The sequence below is a fragment of the Vibrio sp. YT-18 genome (genome assembly GCF_033337345.1).
GTDB lineage: Bacteria > Pseudomonadota > Gammaproteobacteria > Enterobacterales > Vibrionaceae > Vibrio > Vibrio alginolyticus.
In genome coordinates this window covers 99368-112707 of the sequence record NZ_JAWOQO010000014.1, presented here as the reverse complement: position 1 = coordinate 112707, position 13340 = coordinate 99368, and the positions used below count along the sequence as shown (strand labels likewise).

Genomic DNA, 13340 nt, shown 5'->3' with positions numbered 1-13340 from the left:
ATAACTAAGCTACTGACAAAAGTGATTGGCAGTCGCAACGACCGAACACTGCGCCGCCTTAGAAAAATTGTAAAAGAAATTAATAACTATGAGCCAACATTCGAGGCTCTAAGTGATGAAGAGTTAAAAGCAAAGACGGTTGAATTCCGTGAGCGCCTAGAGAAAGGTGAAACTCTTGATAAACTACTTCCAGAAGCTTTTGCTACGGTTCGTGAAGCATCTAAGCGTGTCTACGGTATGCGCCACTTCGACGTCCAGCTTATCGGCGGTATGGTTCTAAATGCGGGTCAAATCGCTGAAATGCGTACGGGTGAAGGTAAAACGCTGACGGCAACGCTTCCTGCTTACCTAAATGCCCTGGCTGGTAAAGGCGTTCACATTGTAACAGTGAACGATTATCTAGCTAAACGTGATGCAGAGACAAACCGCCCTCTATTTGAATTTTTAGGTATGACTGTTGGCGTAAACGTGCCAAACATGCCTCCTCAAGAGAAAAAAGAAGCGTACCAAGCTGACATCTTGTACGGAACGAACAATGAATTTGGTTTTGACTACCTTCGTGACAATATGGCTTTCCGTAGCGAAGATCGCGTACAACGTGAACGCTTCTTTGCAGTTGTCGATGAGGTGGACTCAATCCTAATTGATGAAGCTCGTACCCCTTTAATCATTTCTGGTCCTGCTGAAGATAGCTCTGAGCTATACACCCGAATCAACCTTTTGATCCCGCATCTTAAAAAGCAAGACAAAGAAGACTCTGAAGAATATCGTGGTGATGGTCACTACACTGTTGATGAGAAATCAAAGCAAGTATACCTCACAGAAACGGGCCAAGAGTACGTTGAAGAACTGTTGGTGAAAAATGGTCTTATGGAAGAGGGTGACACACTTTACTCTCCGACTAACATCAGCATGTTACATCACGTGAATGCCGCTTTGCGTGCTCATGTGTTGTTTGAGCGCAACGTTGATTACATCGTTACTGACGAAGGTGAAGTAGTAATTGTTGATGAACATACTGGTCGTACAATGCCAGGTCGTCGTTGGTCTGAAGGTCTTCACCAAGCAGTAGAAGCGAAAGAAGGCGTTAAGATTCAAAACGAAAACCAAACTTTGGCTTCGATTACCTTCCAGAACTACTTCCGCTTATACGAAAAACTGTCTGGTATGACAGGTACTGCGGATACTGAGGCGTTTGAGTTCCAATCTATTTATGGCTTGGAAACGGTGGTTATCCCAACCAACAAACCTATGATTCGTAACGATATGCCGGATGTGGTGTACCGCACCGAAGCTGAGAAGTTTGCTGCAATCATTGAAGATATCAAAGAGCGCGTTGCGAAAGGTCAGCCAACATTGGTTGGTACCGTATCGATTGAAAAATCAGAACTACTCTCCAACGCCTTGAAGAAAGCGAAGATCAAACACAACGTATTGAATGCGAAATTCCATGAGAAGGAAGCGGAAATTGTTGCTGAAGCGGGTATGCCGGGTGCGGTAACTATCGCGACCAACATGGCCGGTCGTGGTACGGATATTGTGCTTGGCGGTAGTTGGCAATCAAAAGTGGAAGCTTTGGAGAACCCAACTCAAGAACAAATCGATGCGATTAAAGCAGAGTGGAAAGTGGTACATGATCAAGTACTAGATGCTGGTGGTCTACACATCATTGGTACTGAGCGCCACGAATCTCGCCGTATTGATAACCAGCTACGTGGTCGTTCTGGTCGTCAAGGTGATGCGGGTTCATCGCGCTTCTACCTATCTATGGAAGACTCTTTGTTACGTATTTTCACTTCTGATCGTATGGCGAGCCTTATTCAAAGTGGTATGGAAGAAGGTGAAGCTATTGAATCGAAAATGCTTTCTCGCTCAATTGAAAAAGCACAGCGCAAAGTGGAAGGCCGTAACTTTGATATCCGTAAGCAGCTACTAGAATACGATGATGTGGCGAACGATCAGCGTAAGGTTGTCTACGAGCTGCGCGACGAATTGATGAACGTTGAAGACATCAGCGGTATGATCGAGCAAAACCGTGAAGATGTGCTAACAGCGGTTATTGATGAGTACATCCCGCCACAATCACTAGAAGATATGTGGGACGTTGAAGGTCTACAAGAGCGCTTGAAAGCAGACTTCGATCTTGATGCGCCAGTGAAGCAATGGCTTGAAGAAGACGATAAGCTTTACGAAGAGGCGCTACGCGAGAAGATCATCAATCTAGCCGTTGAAGTGTATAAAGAGAAAGAGGAAGTGGTGGGTGCGCAAGTGCTTCGTAACTTCGAGAAATCGGTTATGCTTCAAACTCTGGATACGCTTTGGAAAGAGCACTTGGCAGCAATGGATCACTTGCGTCAGGGTATTCACTTACGCGGCTATGCGCAGAAGAACCCGAAACAGGAATACAAGCGTGAATCGTTTGAACTGTTTGAAGGTCTACTAGAAGCGCTGAAAACTGATGTGATTACTGTTCTATCTCGCGTTCGAGTCCAGCAACAAGAAGAAGTTGAACGTATGGAAGAGCAACGTCGTGCGCAAGCTGAAGAGGCCGCTCGTCGTGCTCAAGCGCAACACGCAGCAGCACAAAACCCTCTTTCTGAAGGTGAAGAATCTGAAGAAGGTTCAAGTCAGCCAATGGTACGTGATGAACGTAAAGTAGGTCGCAATGAGCCTTGCCCTTGTGGTAGTGGTAAGAAGTATAAACAGTGCCACGGCAAGATCGACTAACGTATTAGTCAGATAATTTTTTAAAGAGTCGCCTAGGCGGCTCTTTTTTTAAGCAAATTCTGTGGCTGTCGAATTTCATAAGTTTTGATAGCATCGGATAGTTTTAGAGATGCAAAGACCGTTGAAGTGTAACGGCTTGAGAGTTAGGAACCCCTATGAAAAGAATTCACATAGTCGCGGCTATTATTTTTAACCAAGACAAATCAAAAATTTTTATTACAAAGCGTCCAGACGACAAGCATAAAGGCGGGTTTTGGGAGTTTCCCGGCGGGAAAGTCGAGTCAGGAGAAAGTATTGAACATGCTCTAGCAAGAGAACTTGAAGAAGAAGTAGGAATTGAAGTTACTGAGCAAGCCCTTTTCGAGCATTTGGAATATGACTATCCAGACAAATCACTTAAGTTTGATTTTATTACGGTATCTAAGTTCAGTAATGAGCCTTACGGCCGAGAAGGTCAAGAAGGTCGCTGGGTTGAGATAAGAGAATTGGGTAACTATGCCTTTCCTGAAGCGAACGTGCCTATCTTGGAGCGTGTCGTAAAAGAGTTCGCTTAAGCCTGATGAACTTGCTTGTGGTAACCACGGTATGTTGTTAGTTTAAACAGATTAAGCGAAACGAGAGAACGAGAGCAAACCTCGTTATCCAGAGAAGGAGAGAAAGCGCAATGGTTCGTATTGCAATCGCAGGAGCAGCAGGCCGAATGGGCCGTAATTTGGTTAAAGCTTCACACCTTAACCCAGAGGCGACAGTGAGCGCGGGATCAGAACGACCTGAGTCCTCACTTGTCGGTGTCGATATCGGTGAACTTTGTGGTGAAGGCAAATTCGATGTGTTCTTAACGGATGATCTTGCTAAAGACGTCGATAATTTTGATGTAATCATCGATTTTACTGCCCCAGTAAGTACGTTGGCGAATCTTGAACTGTGTAAGAAGCATGGAAAGAGTATTGTGATTGGGACGACTGGTTTCAGTGATGCAGAGCGTGAACTAATTGACGAAGCCGCTAAGCAAGTGCCTGTTGTCATGGCTCCTAACTACTCTGTTGGTGTGAACCTAGTATTTAAGCTTCTTGAGAAAGCAGCCAAAGTGATGGGCGACTACTGTGATGTTGAGATTGTCGAAGCACATCATCGTCATAAAGTTGATGCTCCTTCTGGTACCGCTATCGGGATGGGCGAAGCCATTGCTGGTGCGATGGGCAACAAGCTGAATGATGTAGCTGTCTATGCGCGAGAAGGTATCACAGGTGAACGTACTAAAGATGAGATCGGCTTTGCTACAATTCGCGCTGGCGATATTGTCGGTGAGCACACAGCCATGTTTGCTGATATTGGGGAACGAGTGGAGATAACGCACAAAGCGACCGATCGTATGACGTTTGCTAATGGCGCCGTCAAGGCCGCTGTTTGGTTGAGTGCCAAACCAGCGGGCTTTTATACCATGACAGATGTTTTGGGATTGAATGAACTCTAAATACATAATTATTCGCCGGCGGTAGCCGGCTTTTTTATATCTATAGAATTATTTGTAAATGAAATGATTCTAACAGAAAGTATTTTGGTGCTTACTTTTGTTGTTGTTTTAGTTGTTTTGTGGGTGTTTTTGGTTTTAATGTCTAAAAACTAATATCTTTTTTGTTAAGTGAACGTTTGCGTGAAAAACTCATACTTTTTTGTGATCTCTAAAAAGTTCAAATTTGTAAAATTCATTAAACCTCTATGCCTCTCTATGTAATAGCATGTAAAAGTTATCTTTTTGGGCCTTACTGATTCAAAATGACCTTACTCGCTAGAAATTAATCATTTATTTTTGATTGTAGGTTGACAGGTTTCGAGTCCAACTTTAGAATACCGCCAATTTGTCTGAAATACCTATTTATGTAGATTTTATAGGTAAAGGAAGGCATGTTTGCAGTTTGATTTATTTTTTTTGCATTTTTATTCTGGAGGTTGTCTTGGGTAAATTAGCACTGTTGGTCCTAGAAGATGGGACAGTGTTCCGCGGAGTGTCCATAGGGGCAGATGGTCTTTCCGTTGGTGAAGTCGTTTTTAATACCTCGATGACGGGGTATCAAGAAATCCTCACTGATCCTTCCTATTCTCAGCAAATCGTCACTCTCACTTATCCTCACATTGGCAATACCGGAACCACTTCCGAAGATGAAGAATCCTCTTCCATTCATGCACAAGGCCTTGTGATTCGCGATCTTCCTCTAATCGCTTCTAACTTCCGTAACGAACAATCCCTCTCTGATTATCTTAAGTCTCAAAATATCGTTGGCATCGCTAATATCGATACTCGTAAGCTCACTCGTATCCTGCGTGAAAAAGGTGCTCAAAACGGCTGTATTGTTGCGGGCAACAACCTAGACGAAGCTTTGGCACTAGCGAAAGCAAAAGAATTCCCAGGCTTAAAAGGAATGGACCTTGCGAAAGAAGTTACAACAAAAGAAGCGTATCAATGGAAGCAAGGTTCGTGGACGCTTGAAGGTGGACTTCCAGAGGCGAAAGATGACAGCGAGCTGCCATACCACGTTGTCGCTTACGACTTTGGCGCAAAACGCAACATCTTACGAATGTTGGTTGACCGCGGCTGCCGCTTAACGGTTGTACCTGCAGAAACGTCAGCGGAAGAAGTTCTGGCACTAAATCCAGATGGCGTATTCTTATCGAACGGCCCTGGTGACCCAGAACCATGTACTTACGCGATTGAAGCAACCAAAGTGTTCCTAGAAAAAGGCTTGCCAATTTTTGGTATTTGTCTAGGTCACCAAATTCTGGCGCTAGCATCAGGTGCGCAAACGGTGAAAATGAAGTTTGGTCACCACGGTGCAAACCACCCAGTAAAAGATTTAGAGCGTAACGTTGTGATGATCACTTCGCAAAACCACGGCTTTGCGGCAGATGAAGCAACATTACCGGAAAACTTACGTGCTACTCACGTATCGCTATTTGATGGCTCTTTGCAAGGTATCCACCGCACAGACAAGCCAGCATTTAGCTTCCAAGGTCACCCAGAAGCGAGCCCAGGTCCACATGACGCGGCACCGCTATTTGACCACTTTATCGAACTAATCAAAAAACACAGCGCTTAATTCGGAGTAGTAGATAATGCCAAAACGTACTGACATTCAAAGTATTCTAATTCTTGGTGCTGGTCCGATTGTTATCGGTCAGGCATGTGAGTTTGACTACTCTGGCGCACAAGCGTGTAAAGCTCTTCGCGAAGAAGGCTACCGAGTTATCCTGGTTAACTCTAACCCAGCAACCATCATGACTGACCCAGAGATGGCAGATGCGACTTACATTGAGCCGATTCAGTGGGAAGTTGTACGCAAGATCATCGAGAAAGAACGTCCTGATGCAGTTCTGCCAACTATGGGTGGTCAGACAGCACTTAACTGTGCGTTAGATTTAGAGAAGCACGGCGTTCTCGCAGAGTTTGGCGTAGAGATGATTGGTGCAACGGCTGATGCAATCGACAAAGCGGAAGACCGTTCTCGTTTTGATAAAGCGATGAAGTCTATCGGCCTTGAGTGTCCTCGCGCAGATACAGCGAAGAGCATGGAAGAAGCTTACAAAGTTTTAGATATGGTTGGCTTCCCTTGTATCATTCGTCCATCGTTCACCATGGGTGGCACTGGTGGTGGTATCGCGTACAACAAAGAAGAGTTCGAAGAAATCTGTCGTCGCGGTCTGGACTTATCTCCGACCAACGAACTTCTTATCGATGAGTCACTCATCGGTTGGAAAGAGTACGAAATGGAAGTCGTTCGTGACAAAGCGGACAACTGTATCATCGTATGTTCAATCGAGAACTTTGACCCAATGGGCATCCATACGGGTGACTCAATCACGGTTGCTCCAGCACAAACACTGACTGACAAAGAATACCAGCTTATGCGTAATGCATCGCTAGCCGTTCTACGTGAGATTGGTGTTGAAACAGGTGGTTCAAACGTACAGTTTGGTATCAACCCGAAAGATGGTCGTATGGTCATCATCGAGATGAACCCGCGTGTATCTCGCTCTTCTGCGCTAGCATCAAAAGCAACAGGCTTCCCAATCGCGAAAATTGCAGCGAAACTGGCTGTTGGCTTTACGCTAGACGAACTACAAAACGACATCACAGGTGGTGCAACACCTGCGTCATTTGAACCAACTATCGACTACGTCGTAACTAAGATCCCTCGCTTTAACTTCGAGAAATTTGCTGGTGCAAACGATCGTCTGACAACTCAGATGAAATCGGTTGGTGAGGTAATGGCGATTGGTCGTAACCAACAAGAATCTCTTCACAAAGCACTGCGTGGCCTAGAAGTTGGCGCAACTGGTTTTGATGAGATGGTCGATCTGGAAGCGCCAGATGCACTGACTAAGATTCGTCACGAACTTAAAGAAGCAGGTGCAGAGCGTATCTGGTACATCGCCGATGCATTCCGAGCGGGTATGTCAGTCGACGGTGTGTTCAACTTGACTCAAATCGACCGCTGGTTCCTGGTTCAAATCGAAGAAATTGTAAAACTCGAAGAACAAGTCAAGGCGGGCGGCTACGCAGGTTTGACCAAAGAAGTGCTTCGTCAGATGAAACGCAAAGGCTTCTCTGATGCTCGCTTGTCTAAATTGCTTGGTGTCGCTGAAAGTGAAATTCGCCGTGCTCGTGAGCAGTTTGATATTCATCCGGTTTACAAACGTGTGGATACATGTGCAGCAGAGTTTTCTTCTGACACGGCTTACATGTACTCATCTTACGATGAAGAATGTGAAGCAAACCCAACAGACAAAGATAAGATCATGGTTCTTGGTGGCGGTCCAAACCGTATCGGCCAAGGTATCGAATTCGATTACTGTTGTGTTCATGCATCACTTGCGCTGCGTGAAGACGGTTACGAAACCATTATGGTTAACTGTAACCCAGAAACGGTATCTACTGACTACGATACGTCTGATCGTCTGTACTTCGAGCCAGTAACTCTGGAAGATGTACTGTCTATCGCTCGCGTTGAAAAACCAAAAGGTGTGATTGTTCAGTACGGTGGTCAAACGCCACTTAAACTGGCTCGTGCTCTAGAAGCGGCTGGTGTGCCAATCATTGGTACTAGCCCAGATGCTATCGACCGTGCGGAAGACCGTGAACGCTTCCAAGCCGCTGTTGACCGTTTAGGTCTACTTCAGCCAGAAAACGCGACAGTAACAACGATGGAGCAAGCGGTTGAGAAATCGAAAGAAATTGGCTTCCCATTAGTTGTTCGTCCATCTTATGTACTCGGTGGTCGTGCGATGGAAATCGTATACGACGAGCAAGACCTGCGTCGCTACTTCAACGAAGCAGTAAGCGTATCGAACGAGTCTCCAGTTCTGCTAGACCGTTTCTTGGATGATGCAACCGAAGTTGATATTGATGCTATCTGTGACGGTGAACGCGTCGTTATCGGCGGTATCATGGAGCACATCGAACAAGCGGGTGTTCACTCTGGTGACTCTGCATGTTCACTGCCTGCGTACACGCTAAGTCAGGAAATTCAAGACAAGATGCGTGAGCAAGTTGAGAAGTTAGCATTCGAACTCGGTGTACGCGGTTTGATGAACACGCAGTTTGCTGTGAAAGATAACGACGTTTATCTAATTGAAGTGAACCCTCGTGCTGCTCGTACGGTACCATTCGTATCGAAAGCGACAGGCGCTCCTCTAGCGAAAATCGCTGCACGTGTAATGGCGGGTCAATCTCTAGAGTCACAAGGCTTTACTAAAGAGATTATCCCTCCTTACTACTCAGTGAAAGAAGTGGTTCTGCCGTTCAACAAATTCCCTGGTGTTGACCCTCTATTGGGCCCTGAAATGCGCTCAACAGGTGAAGTAATGGGTGTGGGTGCAACGTTCGCAGAAGCTTACGCTAAAGCAGAGCTAGGTTGTGGTGCGGTTTATCCTGAAGGTGGTCGTGCGCTACTGTCTGTACGTGAAGGTGATAAAGAGCGTGTTGTTGACCTAGCTTCTAAGTTAGTGAAACTGGGTTACCAGTTGGATGCGACACACGGTACTGCTGTAATTCTGGGCGAAGCGGGGATTAACCCACGTTTGGTAAACAAAGTACACGAAGGTCGTCCACACATTCTTGACCGCATCAAGAACAACGAATACACCTACATCGTAAACACGGCTGCTGGTCGTCAAGCGATTGAAGATTCGAAAGTTCTACGACGTGGTGCACTGGCAGAAAAAGTGAACTACACAACGACACTGAATGCAGCGTTCGCTACATGTATGTCTCATACTGCAGACGCAAAAGCGTCAGTAACTTCGGTTCAAGAGTTACACGCTAAAGTGAAAGCGAGCCTAGACGCGTAACAGATAAAAATCAGTAAGCTCATTAATCAGGGCTTACATGACAACCTCATTGCCCGCTCATTTGAGCGGGCTTTTTTATATCGAGGTTTTTCTAAAATGAAGAGCATTAAAGTGTGCTAGGAACGATTGGTATGCTTCGCTTTTGAAGATCATCAAGCTAATGATGGCAAGCGATGTACCCAAAGATGAAGAAATAGTACTACCACTTGCTGCAACAAAATTAATGCTGTAGGACTGAGGTATTAAGCCGACCATAACTCTTTAAGCAGATAGGTAATTAGAAAAAGTTAAAATAAGCAGTGTCGAGCTTAAAAACATACTAACTATGGAGTGCTTCGATAGGTTCTTTTTTCTAAGACTAAGTTATAAGTTGATTCTTCAGTATCAAGAGAGTATCCGTTACTTTTTGCAAAAACATCTGCTGCTAGTAGCGAGGGATAAAGAAGAAAAAAACTAGTTACCGATATAGTTAGGAATATCTTACTAGAGCTTTTAAACTCACTTTTAGTTAGGAAATTATTTGATTTTAATGTTTTTACGGACATTCTAGAGCATTCAAATAAGATCAAACTAGAGCCTATAATCAAAATATCAGCCTGATCAAAAGATGAATAACTTTCATTATTATAGATGTTAAGATAAAAGTCTGACAATCCATCAAAACCATATATTAACAGTGATATTGCTGATGCTAATAAAATTATTAAATAAAAAAACACTTGCGTTCGGTCGTAACTCCCTTTTTTCATCGTAACAAACCTCGCTGTATTTCTTGCGAGAAAATCATACTTTGAGTTTTACGTTGAATCTCATTATATTCTTCTTTTGCTCTTCTCTTTGCTTCTATATCTCTTTGCTTTAAGTAAATATCTATAGAGGCTATTAACTTCTGTGTTAAACCTCGTTTATCATTTTCTCTATTCAATAAAAGACCTACAGCCGAGCTTATCAAAATAGCCCCTAATAATGGGCCAGCACTTAAAGTTACAACACTGCCACCCACTGCTGCGGCAAAGTTTACAAATATAGCTGCTGCAGCTGACGATAGCCCGATAGTGATTATATCACTAGCTAAAGTACCAAATAGTTTGGCTAAGGTTTGACGGTCATTGAGGAAAAAGTCAATCACTCTGTATGTGGATATTAAGATAATTGTTATTATGCCCCCACTTCTAATGGATTGTAATGCCCCTTCTGGTCCAACAGCGAACTTTGCCACAGTTGGAGTGGGAAGAAATTTTCCTAATCCAGAAAGCTTTGAGTGCATAGCAGGGGAGCCTGTGAGTATGATATGTGGAGCTCCAGAATAATTTTTAACGATAACAGAGCTATTATTTCCGTACAAATAGTTTGATAAGTTGGTTATAAAAACTAAGTCCTGTCCTGTAGCATAATAGTTTGCTGTATTTTCAAACATTCCCTTTATCTTTTCCCAACGTTCTAATTTCGCTTTATCTTTTACATTGTTCTTGACAACGATATCGAAGCTCTCGATAGATAAGATAATGGTTTCTTGATTTCGATGTTGATGATTTGATTTATAAAGTGGGTAGGTGCTTATACTACCACTATTTTTTGAGGATTGATGTCGTGATAAAGGGTAGTTGCTAGTCATGTATTTTCCTCAGATATCGGGCCTTGAGCGCTGACAATGTAAACTCTACATGCTGAACAGATCTTTCATACTCGTCTAGTTTTATATTTAAAGGTAAGCGTTTGATCTCATTATCAGGAATAGATTTGTGACAGTGATTCAATTCTTTCTGACAACTAAATTTTATGTAAAAGTTTGGAGTCAAGTTTAAGCATTAATTCTATGAAAATTAGGAATAGATTGGTGTCTTGACTTTCCATTGGTAGTTTTGTGAATAAGTGCTACCGTTTCTTGCTCTTTGATACCTCTTCAAAAAGGAAGTGTAGTGGAAATCACGGTTGAGATTTTGTTGGCCTTATTTTTGGTTGCGACTGCCGCAGGCTTTATTGATGCGATGGCTGGTGGGGGAGGGCTCATTACGCTCCCTGCGCTTTTGGCTGCGGGGTTGAGTCCGACTCAAGCTCTAGCAACCAATAAGTTACAAAGTTCGTTTGGCAGTTTCTCTGCTAGCTGGTATTTCGTGCGTAACGGTATTGTCAGCTTAAAGGAAATGCGTTTTGCGATACTCTGCACTTTTATAGGTGCTGCAATCGGTGCCGAGGCTGTGCAGTTTATTGATGCTAGCGTACTCACCAGTTTGATCCCTGTTCTTTTGATAGCCATTTCCCTCTATTTTTTACTCGCGCCAAGTACGCGAAAAATCGATGGAGAACCAAAGTTATCTGAAGCGATGTTTGCGCTATGCATTGGTGCTGGGATCGGCTTCTATGATGGCTTTTTTGGCCCTGGGACTGGATCTATTTTTACTGTTTGTTTTGTTGCACTAGGTCACTTTTCTTTGGTCGAAGCCACAGCTAGAACCAAAATCCTCAATTTCACGTCAAACATAGCGGCACTACTCTTTTTTATCTTAGCTGGGTTGCCAGTGTGGAAGCTTGGCTTAACTATGGCTGTTGGCGGTTTTCTTGGTGCTCAGTTAGGGGCGAAGGTCGTGGTAAGTAAAGGGCAAAAATGGATTCGTCCTCTAGTTATAGTAATGTCGATGCTCATGGCAACGAAACTTCTTTGGCAACAACATCAGCAATGGATTCTGTCAGTGCTTTAACTCGTTCGCTACGATATGTGCTGTGACGTAAGCAGATATGTATTGGTCGAACTAACTGATCTAGCTCTTCAAAGTCATAGCAGAACTTAGATGTGATATTAAGTGTCGTTAGGATAGATTTAGGGATTAAAGCGGGAGCCATACCTCCCAAAGCCAGTTGTGCTGCCGCAGTATACGAATCCATTTCCATCAAAGGTTCGATTCCGTGTATGGATAAAATAGCTTGTTGATATGTGTTGGCAGGGTTAGTTAGGTCATTGGTCAAAATAGCTTTAGGTAGTTGTGAAAGTGAATGTCGACTGACAATTGAGAAAGGTTCATCGGCGAGGTGAAGGCTCATTAATCCATGATGAGGTGGTAGATAGCCAGCGCAAAATCCCAATGTTGCTTTGCCTGATTTCACATTCTCAATAATGCGTGGCGTATGATTGGTCGATATTCGTATGTACTGATCATGGGCAAAGTGTTCTGCCATGATCATGCTGAGGTATCCAGCGACTAAGGTTTCAGAGCAGTCTATCTTGATCAAAGAAGTATCTTCTATTTGTTGTTGATCGTAGATTTTTCCTCTTAACTCATTGAACGTTGGCTCGATCGTGTTGATGAGCGCAAGGCCATCGGAGGTCAGCTTTATGTGCCGACCATTTGGCTCTATCAATTTTTTTCCTAACTTCTTCTCTAGATTTGAAATACGTTTACTCACGGCAGACTGACTAATATAGAGTTGACTGCCCGTGCGGCTCATGGTTTTTTCTTTACTGAGGACAAGTAACGTTTCAATACCTTCAAGCAACATAATGATTAATGAAAGTTAGGAATGGTTGAGATAATTTAGCGAATTGCCCAAGAATTGGCGAATCAAATGAGCATAAATGAGAGGAGCCGACACTTGGTCGACTCCATGATGAGTGATGTTGTTGGTGTTTAACGGTTAATGGCGAAAGTTGGCAGGGATAGATGCCAACGAATCGCACCGAGACGTATAATGAGCGTTGAGATTACACCAGCGAGTAAAGCCGTTGAGTGGTCATAACCCATGTTTACCGCCATCGTATGGAAGATGCCGCCAATAATACATGCCGTAGCATAGACTTCACTTCTTAATACCATAGGAACTTCGCGAGCCAGCACGTCTCGTATAATGCCACCGCCACAGCCAGTAATAACCCCCATTATCACCGCGACCATCCCAGAAGCATTGTAGGCGAGTGCCTTTTCTACTCCTATTCCTACAAATACAGCGAGACCGATGGCATCACAAACGGGTAATACCCACCATGAGAGTCGCTTGGGTCTTCGAATAACAAGCATGGTTAGTAGACACGTAACAAATATCACCCATAAGTAAGTCGTATCTGTTATCCAAAATACGGGAGTGGCACCAAGCGCCATGTCTCGGATTGTTCCGCCACCTATAGCAGTCACACTGCCGAGCACGATAACGCCGAATGGATCCATTTTTAAACGGCCCGCCAGTAATACGCCAGAGATAGCGAAAACAGCGGTACCGAACAAATCGATCATATAAAGCAGCATGGAGTCCATGTTACTTAGTACCTTTAAATAGTG

Annotated in this window: 10 protein-coding genes; 6 read left to right on the top strand and 4 right to left on the bottom strand. The window is 43.9% G+C overall.

Going from position 1 to position 13340, the window contains the following annotated elements:
• From secA to carB, 5 genes are all read left to right on the top strand, one after another.
• Positions 1 to 2727: preprotein translocase subunit SecA (gene secA / locus R7M72_RS18120; RefSeq protein ID WP_318056288.1), on the top strand; the 2727-nt coding region annotated here is incomplete at its 5' end.
• 155 nt (positions 2728 to 2882) lie between these two features.
• Positions 2883 to 3281, top strand: a complete 399-nt coding sequence (gene mutT, locus R7M72_RS18115) for an 8-oxo-dGTP diphosphatase MutT (protein ID WP_005387387.1) — start codon at positions 2883 to 2885, stop codon at positions 3279 to 3281.
• A 110-nt stretch (positions 3282 to 3391) separates the two neighbouring features.
• Complete coding sequence (gene dapB / locus R7M72_RS18110) at positions 3392 to 4201, top strand: 4-hydroxy-tetrahydrodipicolinate reductase (protein ID WP_005381860.1); 810 nt, start codon at positions 3392 to 3394, stop codon at positions 4199 to 4201.
• Between the two features lie 481 nt (positions 4202 to 4682).
• Entirely contained in the window at positions 4683 to 5822 is a 1140-nt protein-coding gene (gene carA / locus R7M72_RS18105; protein WP_017633620.1) for a glutamine-hydrolyzing carbamoyl-phosphate synthase small subunit, read from the top strand.
• Positions 5823 to 5838: 16 nt separating this feature from the next.
• Positions 5839 to 9072, top strand: coding sequence for a carbamoyl-phosphate synthase large subunit (carB, locus tag R7M72_RS18100; RefSeq protein WP_005381854.1), 3234 nt, complete (start codon positions 5839 to 5841; stop codon positions 9070 to 9072).
• 323 nt (positions 9073 to 9395) lie between these two features.
• On the opposite strand, the gene R7M72_RS18095 is transcribed toward carB, so the two are convergent.
• Positions 9396 to 9821: a hypothetical protein gene (locus tag R7M72_RS18095; RefSeq protein WP_017633621.1), complete on the bottom strand. Its 426-nt coding sequence runs from the start codon at positions 9819 to 9821 to the stop codon at positions 9396 to 9398.
• Positions 9818 to 10687 (bottom strand): hypothetical protein, encoded by an 870-nt coding sequence (locus R7M72_RS18090; RefSeq protein ID WP_017633622.1) that lies wholly within the window; start codon positions 10685 to 10687, stop codon positions 9818 to 9820. The genes R7M72_RS18095 and R7M72_RS18090 overlap by 4 nt, the downstream gene beginning before the upstream one ends.
• A gap of 304 nt (positions 10688 to 10991) precedes the next feature.
• Between R7M72_RS18090 and R7M72_RS18085 the strand changes: the two genes are divergently transcribed.
• Positions 10992 to 11771: a TSUP family transporter gene (locus R7M72_RS18085; RefSeq protein ID WP_017633623.1), complete on the top strand. Its 780-nt coding sequence runs from the start codon at positions 10992 to 10994 to the stop codon at positions 11769 to 11771.
• Here the strand turns inward: R7M72_RS18085 and R7M72_RS18080 are convergent.
• On the bottom strand, positions 11713 to 12567 hold the full coding sequence (locus R7M72_RS18080) for a LysR family transcriptional regulator (protein WP_025998535.1): 855 nt from the start codon (positions 12565 to 12567) through the stop codon (positions 11713 to 11715). The genes R7M72_RS18085 and R7M72_RS18080 overlap by 59 nt on opposite strands.
• A 128-nt stretch (positions 12568 to 12695) precedes the next feature.
• The gene (locus R7M72_RS18075) at positions 12696 to 13316 is read right to left on the bottom strand and encodes a TRIC cation channel family protein (protein WP_005387377.1); all 621 of its coding nucleotides are present in this window, start codon (positions 13314 to 13316) and stop codon (positions 12696 to 12698) included.
• Positions 13317 to 13340 lie beyond the last annotated feature (24 nt).

Bases quoted from the DNA above. Each gene is read 5' to 3' on its own strand.
- mutT (WP_005387387.1), top strand. From the start codon at position 2,883: ATGAAAAGAATTCACATAGTCGCGGCTATTATTTTTAACCAAGACAAA.
- dapB (WP_005381860.1), top strand. From the start codon at position 3,392: ATGGTTCGTATTGCAATCGCAGGAGCAGCAGGCCGAATGGGCCGTAAT.
- carB (WP_005381854.1), top strand. From the start codon at position 5,839: ATGCCAAAACGTACTGACATTCAAAGTATTCTAATTCTTGGTGCTGGT.
- R7M72_RS18095 (WP_017633621.1), bottom strand. From the start codon at position 9,821: ATGAAAAAAGGGAGTTACGACCGAACGCAAGTGTTTTTTTATTTAATA.
- R7M72_RS18090 (WP_017633622.1), bottom strand. From the start codon at position 10,687: ATGACTAGCAACTACCCTTTATCACGACATCAATCCTCAAAAAATAGT.
- R7M72_RS18080 (WP_025998535.1), bottom strand. From the start codon at position 12,567: ATGTTGCTTGAAGGTATTGAAACGTTACTTGTCCTCAGTAAAGAAAAA.
- R7M72_RS18075 (WP_005387377.1), bottom strand. From the start codon at position 13,316: ATGGACTCCATGCTGCTTTATATGATCGATTTGTTCGGTACCGCTGTT.